The organism is Acinetobacter sp. CY05 (genome assembly GCF_059515805.1).
The window spans coordinates 1-17,137 of record NZ_JCAKMW010000006.1; the positions used below are offsets into that span (position 1 = coordinate 1).

A 17,137-nucleotide genomic window follows, 5' to 3' on the forward strand; every position below is an offset into this window, starting at 1 on the left:
ACAATTGGTCACGTTGACCATGGTAAAACAACTTTAACAGCTGCGATTGCAACTGTATGTGCTAAACAATTTGGTGGCGAAGCGAAAGACTACGCTGCAATTGACTCAGCACCAGAAGAAAAAGCACGTGGTATTACAATTAATACTTCACACGTAGAATACGATTCTCCAATCCGTCACTACGCTCACGTAGACTGCCCGGGCCACGCCGATTATGTTAAAAACATGATTACTGGTGCTGCTCAAATGGACGGTGCGATCCTTGTATGTGCTGCGACTGATGGTCCAATGCCACAAACTCGTGAACACATCCTTCTTTCTCGTCAGGTAGGTGTACCTTACATCGTTGTATTCTTAAACAAATGCGACCTTGTAGACGACGAAGAGCTTCTTGAATTAGTAGAAATGGAAGTTCGTGAACTTCTTTCTACTTACGACTTCCCAGGTGATGATACTCCAATCATCCGTGGTTCAGCTTTAGCTGCACTTAACGGTGACCAAGGTCAATACGGCGAATCAGCTGTTGTAGCTCTTGTTGAAGCGCTTGACTCTTACATCCCAGAACCAGAACGTGCAATCGATAAAGCATTCTTAATGCCAATCGAAGACGTATTCTCTATTTCTGGTCGTGGTACAGTAGTCACTGGCCGTGTTGAATCAGGTATCGTGAAAGTAGGCGAAGAAGTTGAAATCGTTGGTATCAAAGACACAGTTAAAACAACTGTAACTGGCGTAGAAATGTTCCGTAAACTTCTTGACGAAGGTCGTGCGGGCGAGAACTGTGGTGTTCTTCTACGTGGTACTAAGCGTGAAGACGTTCAACGTGGTCAAGTATTAACTAAACCAGGTGCGATCAAGCCACACACTAAATTCGACGCAGAAGTATACGTACTTTCTAAAGAAGAAGGTGGTCGTCATACTCCATTCCTTAACGGTTACCGTCCACAGTTCTACTTCCGTACAACTGACGTAACTGGCGCAATCTCTCTTCAAGACGGCGTTGAAATGGTTATGCCTGGTGACAACGTAGAAATGTCAGTAGAATTAATCCACCCAATCGCAATGGACCCAGGTCTACGTTTTGCGATCCGTGAAGGCGGCCGTACTGTAGGTGCGGGTGTTGTTGCTAAAGTAACTGCGTAATATAATATTACTGAGTTATTTTTCAGATCGAGGGCTTCGGCTCTCGATTTGCTCTGCAGGCTAGTAGTTCAATTGGTAGAGCGTCGGTCTCCAAAACCGAATGTTGGGGGTTCGAGTCCCTCCTGGCCTGCCACTTTTCTAAAAAAAGCTTGATGCTGGCGAATCTAGTCATATAATAAATCGCGAATTCTACGACGAGTACAAAAATGTCGAACGATAAATCGCGTGACGCATTAAGCGACGCGCCAATTCCTCAAAGAAATAATTCTGCTGAAGTTGTAAAAACAGGGTCGCCTTTAGACTATGTTTTATGGGCTATTGCATTGATTTTGTTAGTCGGTGCTTTAATGACCAACCAACATCTGCCAGCTTATTGGGCACCAGCCAATGATATTTGGGTACGTGTTGGGGTAATTTTGGCTTGTATCGTGGTTGCTTTAGGTTTATTATACGCCACCCATCAAGGCAAAGGCTTTGTTCGCTTGCTTCAAGACTCGCGAATTGAGTTACGTCGCGTTGTTTGGCCGACGAAACAAGAGACGATGACCACATCTTGGCACGTACTTGTTGTTGTACTTGTAGCATCGGTTTTACTGTGGTGTTTCGACTACATTCTAGGCTGGGCTATTAAATTAATTATCGGGTAAGAGAGCTATGAAACGTTGGTACATTATTCATGCCTATTCAGGTTATGAAAAACAAGTGATGCGTTCGCTTAATGATCGAATCCAGCGTAGCGCTGTTGCTGATAGCTTTGGTGAAGTCCTTGTTCCTACCGAAGAAGTGGTAGAAATGAAGGATGGTAAGAAGCGCAAGTCAGAGCGTAAGTTCTTTCCAGGCTATGTCTTAGTCGAAATGGAAATGAACGATGAAACTTGGCACATTGTTAAAGAATGTCCAAAAGTTTTAGGTTTCATTGGTGGTACTGCTGAAAAGCCTGCACCAATTACGCAAAAAGAAGCTGATGCAATTCTTGCACGTGTACAAAACAAAGGTGAAGCACCTCGTCCTAAGACGATGTTTGAACCTGGTGAAGAATTACTCGTAATTGACGGTCCATTCACCGACTTTAAAGGCGTGGTGGAAGAAGTCCTTTACGAAAAGTCACGTTTAACGTTGACCATTAACGTATTTAACCGTCCAACCCAAGTTGAATTGGAATTTCGTCAAGTCGAAAAGACTATCTAACTGGTTTGGATTGAAAACGCTCGATTTGTCGTGTATGAGTCGGGCACTGTTATTGTAACGTAAGTTACTTAAAATCATTGGGGAGCCTAGCGGCGTTTGCACCCAGAGGTAATTGACAATGGCTAAGAAGATTGACGGCTATATCAAGCTGCAAGTTCCAGCTGGTAAAGCGAATCCATCTCCACCGATTGGTCCTGCACTAGGTCAACGTGGTGTAAACATCATGGCGTTCTGTAAAGAATTCAATGCTGCTACACAAAAACTTGAAGCTGGTCTTCCAATTCCAGTCGTGATCACTGTGTACAACGATAAGTCGTTCACATTCATCATGAAAACTCCACCTGCTGCTATTCTTCTTAAGAAAGCTGCTGGTATTGCTAAGGGTTCAGCTGTACCTAACAAAAACAAAGTTGGTAAGTTGACTCGTGCTCAATTAGAAGAGATCGCGACTACTAAAGAACCAGATTTAACTGGTGCTGACTTAGACGCGCGTGTACGTACCATCGCTGGTTCTGCACGTTCTATGGGCTTGGAAGTGGAGCTTTAAGACATGGCTAAATTAACTAAACGTCAAAAAGCGATTGCTGCTGCTGTAGAAGCAAACAAAGTTTACACTTTGGATGAAGCTGTAGCGGTTCTTACTAGCCTTCCTGCTGCTAAATTCAAAGAATCTTTGGACGTAGCGGTAAACCTAGGTGTTGACCCTCGTAAATCTGACCAAGTTGTTCGTGGCGCGACTACACTTCCTGCAGGTACTGGTAAAACTGTACGTGTAGCTGTGTTTGCTCAAGGCGCTGCTGCTGAAGCTGCTAAAGCTGAAGGCGCGGACGTTGTTGGTTTTGATGATCTTGCTGAAAGCATCCAAGCTGGTAACTTAGACTTTGACGTAGTGATTGCTGCACCTGACGCTATGCGTGTTGTGGGTAAATTAGGTACGATCCTTGGTCCACGTGGCTTAATGCCAAACCCTAAAGTGGGTACTGTAACTCCTGACGTAGCAACTGCAGTTAAAAATGCAAAAGCTGGTCAAGCACGTTACCGTGTAGACAAAGCGGGTATCATCCACGCTGCGATTGGCCAAGTAGGTTTCTCTGCTGAAGCTGTTCGTCAAAACGTTGAAGCGCTTATCGCTGACCTTAAGAAAGCAAAACCTGCTACTTCTAAAGGTGTTTACATCCAAAAGATCACTTTAAGCTCGACTATGGGCCCTGGTCTTACTGTTGATGTAGCAAACGTTTCTAAATAAGTTTTAACTTATTACAGAATTTTAAAGCCCTGAGTAAGTTTTAAAGCATTGCTTTAAAACTTACGCAAGAAACGCTTCGTCGTTGATTGCGCAACTTAGGCAAACTTTGAATTGATAAATTGAGATTTATCAGCGTCAAAGACCTCGGGCGAGGGCAGTTTTATGCTGCCTTCTTAAAAATCCAGTCCGAGTAGACGCGGTGGTGTGATTTGGTTCCTCCTCCGCGTGTAAATTCAGCGATGAATTTACGAATTGGGAGTGCACTTGTTTGAGTGCATAAATCACCGTTAGGAGGTATTACAATGGCTCTTCTTATCGAAGGCAAAAAACAGATTGTAGCTGAAGTTAACGCTGTTGCTTCTACTGCTTTCACTGCTGTTGTTGCTGACTATCAAGGTTTAACTGTAGAGCAATTAACAACTCTACGTGTTGAAGCTCGTAAACTAGGTGTTCACACACGTATCGTACGTAACACTTTAGCTAAACGTGCTCTTCAAGATACTCAATTCAGTATTCTTGCAGACAACCTTGTTGGCCCAACAATCTTAGCTTTCTCAACTTCTGAAGACGACATGGGCGCTGCTGCTCGTTTGTTCGAAGAATTTGCTAAAACTAACAAAGCATTTGAACTTAAAGCTGCTGCATTTGACGGTAAAGTGTATCAAGGCGAAGAAGTTAGCGTGATCGCGAACCTTCCAAACCAAGAAAAAGCACTTACTATGCTTGCAAACGTTCTTCAAGCTCCTATTTCGAAATTGGGTCGCCTTATTACTGCGCTCAAAGAGAAAAACGAGTCAGAAGCTGCTTAAACTTACACACACATCATTCAATCCCCATTTGGAGTTACTCTCATGGCTTTAACTAACGAAGAAATCCTAAACGCAGTTGCTGAAAAAACTGTTCTTGAACTTGTTGAACTTATTTCTGCTTTCGAAGAGAAATTCAACGTTTCTGCTGCTGCTGTAGCTGTTGCTGCTGCAGGTCCTGCTACTGCTGCTGCTGAAGAGCAATCAGAATTCAACGTAGAATTAACTTCTTTCGGCGCGAACAAAGTTGCTGTAATTAAAGCAGTTCGTGAAGCTACTGGCCTTGGTCTTAAAGAAGCTAAAGACATGGTTGAAGGCGCACCTGCAGTTCTTAAAGAAGCAGTTTCTAAAGAAGAAGGCGAAGAGCTTAAAGCTAAGCTTGAAGCAGCTGGCGCTACTGTTACACTTAAGTAATTGCTTAAGCGGAGCTAATTCTTTAGAATTGGCTCCAAAAATTGGCTGGTGGCCCTTGGGTCATCAGCCTTTTTGCGTTACAATAATCGGCTCGATTTTTGTTTGCATGCATTAAACGCTATACAAATTAAAAATAAAGATAAAAATCAAATGTTTACCAATATTTTTTTGCCTAAAAATATTGTTAAGCGTTTTTATACCACTGAAAATTGCAGCATTTGTAAAAAGTGGTGGCCATATCGGCCTGCGTAATTCCTTCTAAGTCCGTTCTGCAGGCGGGCTTAGTTCACTTTCCGAGGACTCCAGATGGCATACTCATATACCGAAAAGAAACGGATCCGTAAGAATTTTGGTAAATTGCCCCAAGTGATGGACGTGCCGTACTTGCTCGCGATTCAAGTCGACTCGTACAGAACGTTCTTACAAGACGGTAAAACTCCAAAAAACCGCGATGATATTGGTCTCCAAGCCGCGTTTCGTTCAGTTTTCCCAATTGAAAGTTATTCTGGCAATGCTGCTCTAGAATTTGTTGAGTATAGTCTTGGTAAACCTGAGTTTGACGTTCGTGAGTGTATCCTTCGCGGCTCAACTTATGCGGCACCAATGCGCGTTAAGATTCGTTTGATCTTAAAGGATCGCGAAACGAAGTCAATCAAAGACGTACGTGAGCAAGAAGTGTACATGGGTGAAATGCCACTCATGACTGAAAACGGTACCTTCGTCATTAACGGTACTGAGCGTGTTATCGTTTCTCAATTACACCGTTCACCGGGCGTATTCTTTGACCACGATAAAGGCAAAACGCATTCAAGCGGTAAAGTGCTTTATTCAGCACGTATTATTCCTTACCGTGGTTCATGGTTAGACTTTGAATTTGATGCCAAAGACTTAGTCTACGTACGTATCGACCGTCGTCGTAAATTGCTAGCGACTGTAATCCTACGTGCTTTAGGTTATAACAATACACAAATCCTAGACTTGTTCTACGAAAAAGTGCCTGTATACCTAGACATGGGTAGCTATCAAATTGACCTCGTTCCAGAACGCCTGCGTGGCGAAATGGCGCAATTTGATATTGCTGACAATGATGGCAAAACAATTGTTGAACAAGGTAAACGTATTAACGCGCGTCACGTACGTCAAATGGAAGCGGCTGGCTTAACTAAGCTTTCTGTTCCAGATGAATACTTATACGAGCGTATTACTGCAGAAGACATCCAATTACGTGATGGCGATATTATTCCTGCAAACACCTTGTTAAGCCATGAAATCATGGTGAAATTGGCTGAAGGCGGCGTTAAACAATTTAACATCCTATTCACCAATGACATCGACCGTGGTTCATTCATTGCTGACTCATTACGTGCTGATTTAACCAAAGATCGTGAAGAAGCATTAGTAGAAATCTACAAAGTAATGCGTCCAGGCGAGCCGCCAACAAAAGAAGCTGCTGAAAACTTATTCAACAACTTGTTCTTCTCATCTGAACGTTATGACCTATCTCCAGTTGGTCGTATGAAGTTCAACCGTCGTTTGGGTCGTCCTTACGAAGTCGGTACTGATCAGAAATCGCGTGAAGTTGAAGGCATCCTATCGAACGAAGACATCACTGATGTATTAAAAACATTAGTTGAAATCCGTAACGGTAAAGGTGAAGTCGACGATATCGACCACTTAGGTAACCGTCGCGTACGTTCAGTTGGTGAAATGACTGAAAACCAATTCCGTGTAGGTTTAGTTCGTGTAGAGCGTGCTGTTAAAGAACGTTTATCACAAGCTGAAACAGACAACTTGTCTCCGCAAGATTTAATCAATGCGAAGCCAGTTGCTGCTGCAATCAAAGAATTCTTTGGTTCAAGCCAGTTATCTCAGTTCATGGACCAAAACAACCCATTATCTGAAATTACACACAAACGTCGTGTATCAGCGCTTGGCCCTGGTGGTTTAACACGTGAACGTGCGGGCTTCGAAGTACGTGACGTACATCAAACGCATTACGGTCGTGTTTGTCCAATTGAAACGCCGGAAGGTCCAAACATTGGTTTGATCAACTCGCTTTCTGTATACGCAAAATGTAACAACTTTGGTTTCTTAGAAACACCTTACCGTAAAGTGGTTGATGGCCGTGTAACAGACGAAGTTGAATACTTATCTGCAATTGAAGAAGTAGGTACTGTGATTGCACAGGCCGATTCTGCAGTTGATACAGACGGTAACTTATTAGAAGAAGTGGTATCTGTACGTCACCAAGGTGATTTCGTACGTATGCCGCCTGAAAAAGTAACCCATATGGATGTATCTGCACAGCAGGTTGTATCTGTAGCGGCGTCACTAATTCCTTTCCTTGAGCACGATGACGCCAACCGTGCGTTAATGGGTTCAAACATGCAGCGTCAGGCTGTTCCTACGTTAATCGCAGACAAACCACTTGTTGGTACAGGTATGGAAGCGAACGTAGCACATGACTCTGGTGTGTGTGTGATCGCGAAACGTGGTGGTCGTATCGAATTTGTTGACGCATCACGTGTGGTGATTCGTGTCAACGAAGAAGAGATGGTTGCGGGTGAGGCAGGTGTAGATATCTACAACTTGATCAAATACACACGTTCGAACCAAAACACTTGTATTAACCAAAAAGTTCTTGTGAACTTAGGTGATCAAGTGGGTCGTGGTGACGTTCTTGCTGATGGTCCATCGACTGATGGCGGTGAGCTTGCACTGGGTCAGAACATGCGCGTTGCGTTCATGACGTGGAACGGTTACAACTACGAAGACTCGATCTTGTTATCAGAGCGCGTACTTCAAGAAGACCGTTTAACATCAATCCACATTCAAGAATTATCATGTGTAGCACGTGATACTAAGCTTGGTGCGGAAGAAATTACTGCCGACATTCCAAACGTGGGTGAAGCAGCACTTTCTAAACTTGATGAGTCAGGTATCGTTTATATCGGTGCTGAAGTGACTGCGGGTGACATCCTTGTAGGTAAAGTAACGCCTAAAGGCGAAACTCAACTTACTCCAGAAGAAAAACTGCTTCGCGCGATCTTTGGCGAAAAAGCAGCTGACGTGAAAGATTCATCTTTACGCGTATCTTCAGGTGTTAAAGGTACAGTTATTGACGTTCAAGTGTTTACACGTGACGGTCTTGAAAAAGATGAACGTGCACAAGCAATTGAAAAAGCGCAGCTTGATGCTTACCGTAAAGATTTAAAAGAAGAGTTCAAAATCTTCGAAGAAGCAGCGCGTGAACGTATTATCCGTTTACTTGCTGGTCAAGAATCTAACGGTGGCGGTACAACTAAACGTGGCGATAAGTTAACTGAAGAGTTACTTGCTGGTTTAGAACTTGTTGACTTAATGGATATCCAACCAGTTGACGAAGGTATCGCGGAACGCTTAACTCAAATTCAAGTATTCTTGAAAGAGAAGAGCCAAGAGATCGACGAGAAATTTGCTGAGAAAAAACGCAAACTTTCTACAGGTGACGAACTTACAACTGGCGTATTGAAAGTTGTTAAAGTTTACTTAGCTGTTAAACGTCGCATCCAACCGGGTGATAAGATGGCGGGTCGTCACGGTAACAAAGGTGTTGTATCTAACATCCTACCTGTAGAAGACATGCCACACGATGCTAACGGCGTACCTGTAGACGTAGTACTTAACCCACTGGGTGTACCGTCACGTATGAACGTGGGTCAGATTCTTGAAACTCACTTAGGTATGGCGGCGAAAGGTCTTGGCGATCAAATCGACAAGATGATGAAAGAGCAACGTACTGTACTTGAGCTACGTGAATTCTTAGACAAGATTTACAACAAAGTTGGTGGCGAGCAAGAAGATCTTGATAGCTTAACTGACCAAGAAATCTTGGCATTATCTGGTAACTTGCGTAAAGGTGTACCTTTAGCGACTCCAGTATTTGATGGTGCTGAAGAATCACAAATCAAAGACTTACTTGAACTTGGTGGTATCTCACGTACGGGTCAAACCGTATTGTACGATGGCCGTACAGGTGAACGTTTCGACCGTCCTGTAACTGTAGGTTATATGTACATGTTGAAACTGAACCACTTGGTTGACGACAAGATGCATGCGCGTTCTACTGGTTCTTACTCACTAGTAACACAGCAGCCGCTTGGTGGTAAAGCACAGTTCGGTGGTCAGCGTTTCGGTGAGATGGAAGTATGGGCACTAGAAGCATACGGTGCTGCATACACGCTTCAAGAAATGCTTACAGTGAAATCGGATGACGTTGAAGGTCGTACCCGTATCTACAAAAACATTGTAGATGGTAACCATTATATGGACCCAGGTATGCCAGAATCGTTCAACGTATTGACCAAAGAGATCCGTTCTTTAGGTATCAACATTGAACTGAAAAATGGTGACTAATTAGTTCCATTTGATCCCCCAACCCCCTTGATAAAAGGGGGGGATTCACTCCTCTTAATCTTAAGGGGAGTTTCCCGCTTAAGTAGGCGGGATTGGACGGGGGATTAGTTCAGTTAAAAAACAATATTTGTGACCCAGTTGGGAAGCGAAAATCTTCTCAACACACGGAGAAAAAAATTGAAAGACTTGCTCGATATCATGCGCAAAAAGACGGACTCAGACGGTCACGCTCCTGTAGAGTTTGATCGCATCCGTATTGGTCTTGCGTCACCAGAAATGATTAAGTCATGGTCTCATGGTGAAGTGAAAAAGCCTGAGACAATTAACTATCGTACGTTCAAACCAGAACGTGATGGTTTATTCTGTGCCAAAATCTTTGGTCCAGTAAAAGATTACGAATGCTTGTGTGGTAAATACAAGCGTATGAAATACAAAGGCGTCATTTGTGAAAAATGTGGCGTTGAAGTAACAACTGCAAAAGTTCGTCGTGAACGTATGGGTCACATCGAGCTTGCTTCTCCAGTTGCACACATCTGGTTCTTAAAATCATTACCAAGCCGTATCGGTTTGTTACTTGATATGACTTTACGTGATATCGAACGCGTATTGTATTTCGAATCTTACGTTGTAACTGACCCAGGTATGACGCCTTTTGAGAAATACCAACTTCTTAACGATGAAGAATACTTCAATGCGTTAGAAGAACACGGTGACGAATTCACTGCGAAAATGGGTGCAGAAGCTGTTCAAGACTTGCTTAAAGACATCGATCTTGAAGCGGAAATTGCGCGTCTTCGTGAAGAAATTCCAGTAACAACTTCAGAAACTAAGCTTAAGAAAGCATCTAAGCGTTTGAAGTTAATGGAAGCATTCAACGATTCGAACAACAAGCCAGAATGGATGGTGTTAACTGTACTTCCAGTTCTTCCACCAGATCTTCGTCCGCTTGTACCACTTGAAGGTGGTCGTTTCGCAACTTCTGATTTGAACGACCTTTACCGTCGTGTGATCAACCGTAACAACCGTTTAAAACGTCTTCTTGACCTTGCAGCGCCAGACATTATCGTACGTAACGAAAAACGTATGTTACAAGAGTCTGTAGATGCATTGTTAGACAACGGTCGTCGTGGTCGTGCAATTACCGGTTCAAACAAACGTCCGCTTAAATCTTTAGCCGATATGATTAAAGGTAAGCAAGGTCGTTTCCGTCAAAACTTACTTGGTAAGCGTGTTGACTATTCTGGTCGTTCGGTAATTACTGTAGGTCCAAACTTACGTTTACACCAATGTGGTCTTCCGAAGAAAATGGCACTTGAATTGTTCAAGCCGTTTATCTTTGCCAAACTACAAGCCTCTGGTCAAGCAACCACCATTAAAGCTGCGAAGAAAATGGTTGAGCGCGAGACCCCAGAAGTTTGGGACGTTTTAGCCTCTGTGATTCGTCAACATCCAGTGATGTTGAACCGTGCGCCAACACTTCACCGTTTAGGTCTTCAAGCATTTGAACCGATTCTGATTGAAGGTAAAGCGATCCGTCTTCACCCACTCGTATGTGCTGCGTTCAACGCCGACTTCGACGGTGACCAAATGGCGGTACACGTTCCATTAACACTTGAAGCTCAGTTAGAAGCTCGTGCGTTAATGATGTCAACCAACAACATCTTGTCTCCAGCGAACGGTGAGCCAATCATCGTACCGTCTCAGGACGTTGTCTTAGGCTTGTACTACATCACACGTGATGCGATCAATGCCAAAGGTGAAGGCATGGTGTTTGCGGATACTCATGAAGTAAACCGTGCACTTGCAACAGGTCAAGTTGATTTACACGCTCGCGTGAAAGCACGTGTACACCAAACAGTGATTGACGAAGATGGTAACCGTGAACAACAAACTATTGTTGTAGACACGACACCTGGTCGTTGCTTACTTTGGGAAGTTGTGCCTGAAGGCTTAAGCTTCGAGCAAATTAACCTTGAGATGACGAAAAAGAACATCTCTAAGTTAATCAACTCTTGCTACCGTAAATTAGGTCTGAAAGATACGGTTATCTTTGCTGACCAATTGATGTACTTAGGTTTCCGTCAAGCAACACGTTCAGGCGTGTCGGTTGGTATGGAAGACATGCTGATTCCAGAAGCGAAATACTCAATTATTGAGAAAGCTGAAGCTGAAGTTCGTGAAATCGAACAACAGTTCGAGCAAGGTTTCGTAACTGCGGGTGAACGTTACAACAAAGTTGTCGATATTTGGGCGCGTACCAACGACCAAGTTGCTAAAGCAATGATGGACAACTTATCTTTCACTACTGTTAAAAACAAACAGGGTGAAGATGAGAAGCAAAAATCATTCAACTCAATCTACATGATGTCAGACTCTGGTGCCCGTGGTAGTGCGGCGCAGATTCGTCAGCTTGCAGGTATGCGTGGTTTGATGGCAAAACCAGATGGCTCGATTATTGAAACACCAATTAAAGCCAACTTCCGTGAAGGTTTGACCGTACTTCAGTACTTCATTTCAACACACGGTGCGCGTAAAGGTTTGGCCGATACAGCACTTAAAACTGCGAACTCGGGTTACTTAACGCGTCGTTTAGTTGACGTAGCACAAGACTTAGTGATCACTGAGCCAGATTGTGGCACGATGGGCGGTCTAGTCATGACTCCGTTCATTCAAGGTGGCGATGTCATCGAGAACTTAGGTACTCGAGTTCTAGGTCGTGTTGTTGCTGAAGATGTGAAGAAACCTGGTACAGATGAAGTTCTTCTACCTCGTAACACGTTGATTGACGAGAAACTTGCAACGTTCCTCGAAGACAACGGTGTCGACGAAGTTAAAGTTCGTTCTGTTGTATCTTGTGAATCAAGCTTTGGTGTATGTGCGAAATGTTACGGCCGTGACTTGGCACGTGGTCATCAGGTGAACCCAGGTGAATCTGTAGGTGTAATGGCTGCTCAATCAATTGGTGAGCCAGGTACACAGTTAACCATGCGTACCTTCCACGTGGGTGGTGCGGCAAGCCGAACGTCTGCTGCTAATAGCATCCAAGTACGTAACAAAGGTACAGTACGTTTCCACAACGTGAAAACCGTACAACATGCCAAAGGTCACTTGGTATCAACATCTCGTTCAGGTGAGATTGGTATTGCTGATGATATCGGTCGTGAGCGCGAGCGCTATAAACTTCCTTACGGTGCGTCTATCATCATTAAAGATGGCGAGAGCGTAGAAGCTGGCGGTATCGTAGCGACTTGGGATCCGCATACACATCCACTTGTTACAGAAGTTGCCGGTAAAGTACGTTTCAGCCAAATCTCTGATGGCGTGACTGTTACGACCAAAACTGATGATGCAACAGGTATGTCGACGATTGAAATCTTACCAGTGACTTCACGTCCTGCGTCAGGTAAAGATCTACGTCCTGCCGTTGTATTAGACACAACAGATGGCGGCGAACAGTTCTACTTCTTGCCACAAAACACCATTTTAACGGTTCGCGATGGCGAAACGATTGGTGTGGGTGATGTTATTGGTCGTGTTCCACAAGAAACTTCACGTACTCGTGATATTACCGGTGGTCTTCCACGCGTAGCGGATTTATTCGAAGCACGTAAACCAAAAGAGCACGCAATCTTGGCAGAAGTGTCAGGTGTTGTCAGCTTTGGTAAAGAGACCAAAGGTAAGAACCGTCTTGTGATCACTCCAGATGATGGCTCTGAGATCTACGAAGAGTTAATTCCGAAGTGGCGTACCATTAACGTGTTCGAAGGTGAGCATGTGAACCGTGGTGAGACGATTTCTGATGGTCCACAAAACCCACACGACATCTTACGCTTAAAAGGCGAAGTGGCGTTGACGAACTACATCGTGAACGAAGTTCAGGACGTTTACCGTCTGCAAGGTGTAAAAATCAACGATAAGCACATCGAAGTGATCGTTCGTCAAATGTTACGTAAAGTTGACATTACTGACGGCGGCGACACAAGCTTCATCAAAGGCGAACAAGTGGATTACATCCGCGTGATGCAAGAGAACCAAGCTGTTCTTGCGCAAAACAAATTCCCTGCGAAGTTTGAACGTCAATTGATGGGTATCACGAAAGCGTCGCTTTCTACTGACTCGTTCATCTCTGCTGCATCGTTCCAGGAAACAACTCGTGTGTTAACTGAAGCGGCTGTAACAGGTAAAGAAGATGATTTACGTGGTCTGAAAGAAAACGTAGTTGTAGGTCGTCTGATCCCAGCGGGTACAGGTTTGGCTTACCACTTAGAGCGTCGTCGTCAAGAAGCAGAAGCTGCAGAGCTTGCACTTCACAACGATTTCTCTGACGTTGACCAAGCGCTTAGCCAAGCATTTAGCGATGAGTTTAACGGTCTTTAATTAGCCCTTTAAACCAAGCATAAAAAGCCACCTTCGGGTGGCTTTTTTTATTGATCAATCATGTTTCTTTTAGCGCTGCAAAGTATGAGAAAACGCATCAAAAAATTATAACTTGGCGATTGTTTAAAAATTGCCTATATTCATTTCTAAAGCTTTATAAATAATTGTAAAAACTTAAAAATGAAGGGGCAATCTATGCAAATTAAATCAACACTTTTAACGTTGGGGTTAAGCTTAATTGCAATGGCTACAGTAGCAGCTGAAAACAAACCCATGCCAACCGCCATTGTTCTACCAGACAGTGCAGTTGTGCCTGTAGTAAAAACCCAAGTGATTCGTAGGGCTGAAGGTCAAGAGCCAGTTCGTACCACACAAGCGACCGTATTTGAAGTAAGCAATAAAGGCAAAGATATTATTGCGAAAGACATTTACTTTGCTGACAAAGACATGAAATTTTCTGAAGCGGGTATGGCACCTCCTGTGGTGCGTCGCGGTAGTATGATTGTACCCACCTTTAAAATTCAAGAAAGTAAACGCTTAACGCAAGAAGGGCAATTGGTATCTGAAAGCACACATATTGATGCAGCAGGTATGGAATTTCGTCGTGGTGAAATTGAACCTGTAAAACGCCAATTAAAGCTCGAGATGACAAAAGACCCAAAAAGCACACAACAAGTTGTACATAAAGTGGCTTCTGAAAATGGAGTAGTCACGAGTGATGTGGTGATTTTAGAAGATCAGAACTAACTTTGCTCTGACAAAGAAAGTGATTTTTACATCATTACAGCAATTCATTGCCAGCTTTAACAGTTTCAAAATAGTTAATCCTTAAATAAGCTTTAAACTAGTGCTAAACAACATGAGTTAGGATCAAAGCAATGAACAAATTTATGGGTGCAGCTGCAGTAGCGACATTGGCAGTTTTTAGCTTAACAGGCTGTGAAAGCATGAACTCTAACCAACAACGGATTGGCGCAGCAGCACTAGGCGGTGCTGTAGGTGGTGGTTTGGGCAACAGCGTAGGCGGTGGTGTGGGTTCTGCTGTAGGTGGCGGTGCTGGTGCTGCTGTAGGCAGTAAAGCACAAGGTGGTTCAAATCGTAATGCAACTTACAGTGGCGTAGGCGGTGCAATTGGTTCTGCTGTTGGTAAAAGCGTCTTTGGTGGTAACACTGGTGCAGCGATTGGTGGTGCACTGGGTGGTGGTGCCGGTGCAGCAATTGAACAAAAAAATCGCTAAAATGTAGACGAAAAAGAGCATCCAAACGGGTGCTTTTTTTACGCCTAAAAACTATTCATATTTCTAGCAAACGCCTCTTTTTTGCAAACTCTGATAAAATGCTGTTTTTATCATTCCTTCTCTTCTCTTATGTTCGCGATTCTAGCTGCTATCGGGGTCATGTTTGGCCTGTCGTTGGCTCGTGTGCCTGTGGTTTTCGCCCTAATTATTGGTGCCGTCACGGGTGGTTTGTTGGCAGGCTTAGGACTGCAAGGTACTTTAGAAGCCTTTAATAACGGCTTAGGTGGTGGGGCACAAATTGCCTTAGCCTATGGTGTATTAGGTGCATTTGCCTTGGCATTAGCGCGTTCTGGGTTACCTGATCTTTTGGCTTATAAATTGATTAAAGCCTTAAAAGGTGATGCCAGTGCAAAAGCACAAAATAAAGTCAAAATGATTTTATTCTTTACTGTTGCTTTAGCTGCGATCAGTTCGCAAAACGTGTTACCTGTACATATCGCCTTTATCCCTGTATTAATTCCGCCACTGCTGAGCGTATTTAACCACCTTAAACTTGACCGTCGTTTAATTGCCTGTTTATTGACTTTTGGTTTAGTTGCGACTTATATGCTGGTACCTGTCGGTTTTGGTGCAATTTTCTTAAATGATATTTTAGGGAATAACATCAATAATTTTGGTAAGCCGTACGGCTTTTCAATTAGCTATGACCAAATTCCAGCAGCTATGGCGATTCCTGTGTTGGGTATGTTTATTGGTTTGCTGATTGCAATCTTCTTTAGTTATCGTAAACCACGTGACTATCAAGATGTACAAGTTGAAGCATCAGCCAGTATTGCTGATGAAATTACAACTGACCAAACTGGTGCACCTAAAATTGCTAAATTTACACTGTACATGGCAGCATTTGCGGTAGTAGCCACCTTAGCGGTACAGCTCTATTCAGATTCAATGATTCTAGCAGGCCTAGTAGGTGTTTCTATTTTAAGCTTTGCGGGTATCTTTAAGTGGAAAGAAGCAGATGATGTAATCATTAGCGGTATGCGTATGATGGCATTGGTTGGCTTTATTATGATTTCCGCACAAGGTTTTGCTTCTGTCATTGAAGCAACCAACCAAGTGCCGGCACTGGTTGAGGCATCTGTACAGTGGATTGGTAATAGCCAAGCCTTAGCTGCATTTTGGATGCTATTAATTGGTCTTTTAATTACTTTAGGCATTGGTTCATCATTCTCGACTGTACCAATTTTGGCCATTATTTACGTACCACTTTGTTTACAGTTTGGTTTTAGTCCAGCGGCAACCATTGCCATTATTGGTACTGCGGCGGCCTTAGGTGATGCAGGTTCTCCGGCGTCTGACTCAACTTTAGGTCCAACATCAGGTTTAAATATGGATGGTCAACATGACCATATGAAGGACAGCGTGATCCCAACATTTATCCATTATAATATTCCATTAATGGTATTTGGTTGGATTGCTGCCATGGTGCTTTAAATCACGCTTTTATTAAAATCTGATAAAAACACTCAGATTTTAATTTAAAGATATAACCAACTTGGTCACACTTTTTAAAATTGACCAAGTTGGTTGGATTAAAATAAATTTATATAAAAATCAATAAATTAAAAATAAATGAATTAAATGCTAATTTATAGATATTGCATATTAAATATACTCTATGTTTAATATCTGTATAAATGATTTAAAGAGTAAGACTTTATGTTAAAACAAATTGCAATTGTAGCATTATTGGGGATGTCTACTGCAGCAGTGGCAGGTGAATGGCAAGTTAAAATTGGTGCATCTGCTCTAGCGCCAACAAGCGATACTCAAATCGATCTAGGTACAGTGAAAGCAGATAGCGAGCTTGGTTTTACTCCATCTGTTGAATATTTCTTTAACGACAATTTCTCTACAGAATTATTGCTGGCTACACCATTTAACCATGACGTATTACTCGATGGTGGCAAAGCGGCTAAGATTAAACACTTACCACCAACTATTACAGCAAAATACAATTTTAAAAACTCAACACGCTTCACACCTTATATTGGTGTAGGTGGTACTGCATTTATTGCTTGGGATGAAGAAGGTGCAGCGAAAGAGGTAAAAGAAGAGTTTGGCTTTGCGGGTCAAGTTGGTTTTAACTACCAACCTGCTGATGCGAAAAACTGGGGTGTGTATGCAGACGTACGTTATGCAGATTTAAGCCCAGAAGTGACTTTAATTGATGCAGTTGGTGGCGATAAATTTGATCTAGATATTGACCCAATTGTTTATACATTAGGTTATAGCTACAAGTTCTAATTGTAAGCGTATATATAAGCCTC

Annotated in this window: 13 protein-coding genes and 1 tRNA gene; all 14 read left to right on the plus strand. The window is 43.0% G+C overall.

Annotated elements, in window-relative coordinates:
* The coding region (tuf, locus tag AC5YCD_RS06980) for an elongation factor Tu (protein ID WP_496129349.1) at nucleotides 1–1,143 on the plus strand (1,143 nt) is incomplete at its 5' end.
* A 57-nt stretch (nucleotides 1,144–1,200) separates the two neighbouring features.
* A tRNA-Trp gene (locus tag AC5YCD_RS06985) sits at nucleotides 1,201–1,276 on the plus strand.
* Between the two features lie 73 nt (nucleotides 1,277–1,349).
* Nucleotides 1,350–1,790, plus strand: coding sequence for a preprotein translocase subunit SecE (secE, locus tag AC5YCD_RS06990; RefSeq protein ID WP_496129350.1), 441 nt, complete (start codon nucleotides 1,350–1,352; stop codon nucleotides 1,788–1,790).
* 7 nt (nucleotides 1,791–1,797) lie between these two features.
* Nucleotides 1,798–2,331, plus strand: a complete 534-nt coding sequence (gene nusG, locus AC5YCD_RS06995) for a transcription termination/antitermination protein NusG (protein WP_496129351.1) — start codon at nucleotides 1,798–1,800, stop codon at nucleotides 2,329–2,331.
* Between the two features lie 118 nt (nucleotides 2,332–2,449).
* The gene (gene rplK / locus AC5YCD_RS07000; protein ID WP_496129352.1) at nucleotides 2,450–2,878 is read left to right on the plus strand and encodes a 50S ribosomal protein L11; all 429 of its coding nucleotides are present in this window, start codon (nucleotides 2,450–2,452) and stop codon (nucleotides 2,876–2,878) included.
* 3 nt (nucleotides 2,879–2,881) lie between these two features.
* Nucleotides 2,882–3,577 carry a 50S ribosomal protein L1 gene (gene rplA / locus AC5YCD_RS07005; RefSeq protein WP_122899001.1) on the plus strand — a complete coding sequence of 232 codons (696 nt, stop codon included), beginning with the start codon at nucleotides 2,882–2,884 and terminating at the stop codon, nucleotides 3,575–3,577.
* Between the two features lie 302 nt (nucleotides 3,578–3,879).
* Nucleotides 3,880–4,386, plus strand: coding sequence for a 50S ribosomal protein L10 (gene rplJ / locus AC5YCD_RS07010; protein WP_496129353.1), 507 nt, complete (start codon nucleotides 3,880–3,882; stop codon nucleotides 4,384–4,386).
* A 42-nt stretch (nucleotides 4,387–4,428) separates the two neighbouring features.
* The gene (gene rplL / locus AC5YCD_RS07015) at nucleotides 4,429–4,797 is read left to right on the plus strand and encodes a 50S ribosomal protein L7/L12 (RefSeq protein ID WP_496129354.1); all 369 of its coding nucleotides are present in this window, start codon (nucleotides 4,429–4,431) and stop codon (nucleotides 4,795–4,797) included.
* Between the two features lie 306 nt (nucleotides 4,798–5,103).
* Nucleotides 5,104–9,192 carry a DNA-directed RNA polymerase subunit beta gene (gene rpoB, locus AC5YCD_RS07020; protein WP_496129355.1) on the plus strand — a complete coding sequence of 1,363 codons (4,089 nt, stop codon included), beginning with the start codon at nucleotides 5,104–5,106 and terminating at the stop codon, nucleotides 9,190–9,192.
* A 177-nt stretch (nucleotides 9,193–9,369) separates the two neighbouring features.
* On the plus strand, nucleotides 9,370–13,569 hold the full coding sequence (rpoC, locus tag AC5YCD_RS07025; protein ID WP_496129356.1) for a DNA-directed RNA polymerase subunit beta': 4,200 nt from the start codon (nucleotides 9,370–9,372) through the stop codon (nucleotides 13,567–13,569).
* A 195-nt stretch (nucleotides 13,570–13,764) separates the two neighbouring features.
* Complete coding sequence (locus tag AC5YCD_RS07030; protein ID WP_496129357.1) at nucleotides 13,765–14,316, plus strand: hypothetical protein; 552 nt, start codon at nucleotides 13,765–13,767, stop codon at nucleotides 14,314–14,316.
* A gap of 131 nt (nucleotides 14,317–14,447) precedes the next feature.
* Nucleotides 14,448–14,807, plus strand: a complete 360-nt coding sequence (locus AC5YCD_RS07035; protein ID WP_496129358.1) for a DNA transfer protein p32 — start codon at nucleotides 14,448–14,450, stop codon at nucleotides 14,805–14,807.
* 129 nt (nucleotides 14,808–14,936) lie between these two features.
* Nucleotides 14,937–16,301, plus strand: coding sequence for a Na+/H+ antiporter family protein (locus tag AC5YCD_RS07040; protein ID WP_496129359.1), 1,365 nt, complete (start codon nucleotides 14,937–14,939; stop codon nucleotides 16,299–16,301).
* A gap of 225 nt (nucleotides 16,302–16,526) precedes the next feature.
* Nucleotides 16,527–17,114, plus strand: a complete 588-nt coding sequence (locus AC5YCD_RS07045; RefSeq protein ID WP_496129360.1) for an OmpW/AlkL family protein — start codon at nucleotides 16,527–16,529, stop codon at nucleotides 17,112–17,114.
* Nucleotides 17,115–17,137: the final 23 nt, after the last annotated feature.

Excerpts from the sequence above, each read along its gene's own strand:
- secE (WP_496129350.1), top strand. The coding sequence starts at position 1,350 with ATGTCGAACGATAAATCGCGTGACGCATTAAGCGACGCGCCAATTCCT.
- nusG (WP_496129351.1), top strand. The coding sequence starts at position 1,798 with ATGAAACGTTGGTACATTATTCATGCCTATTCAGGTTATGAAAAACAA.
- rplK (WP_496129352.1), top strand. The coding sequence starts at position 2,450 with ATGGCTAAGAAGATTGACGGCTATATCAAGCTGCAAGTTCCAGCTGGT.
- rplA (WP_122899001.1), top strand. The coding sequence starts at position 2,882 with ATGGCTAAATTAACTAAACGTCAAAAAGCGATTGCTGCTGCTGTAGAA.
- rplJ (WP_496129353.1), top strand. The coding sequence starts at position 3,880 with ATGGCTCTTCTTATCGAAGGCAAAAAACAGATTGTAGCTGAAGTTAAC.
- rplL (WP_496129354.1), top strand. The coding sequence starts at position 4,429 with ATGGCTTTAACTAACGAAGAAATCCTAAACGCAGTTGCTGAAAAAACT.
- rpoB (WP_496129355.1), top strand. The coding sequence starts at position 5,104 with ATGGCATACTCATATACCGAAAAGAAACGGATCCGTAAGAATTTTGGT.
- AC5YCD_RS07030 (WP_496129357.1), top strand. The coding sequence starts at position 13,765 with ATGCAAATTAAATCAACACTTTTAACGTTGGGGTTAAGCTTAATTGCA.
- AC5YCD_RS07035 (WP_496129358.1), top strand. The coding sequence starts at position 14,448 with ATGAACAAATTTATGGGTGCAGCTGCAGTAGCGACATTGGCAGTTTTT.
- AC5YCD_RS07040 (WP_496129359.1), top strand. The coding sequence starts at position 14,937 with ATGTTCGCGATTCTAGCTGCTATCGGGGTCATGTTTGGCCTGTCGTTG.
- AC5YCD_RS07045 (WP_496129360.1), top strand. The coding sequence starts at position 16,527 with ATGTTAAAACAAATTGCAATTGTAGCATTATTGGGGATGTCTACTGCA.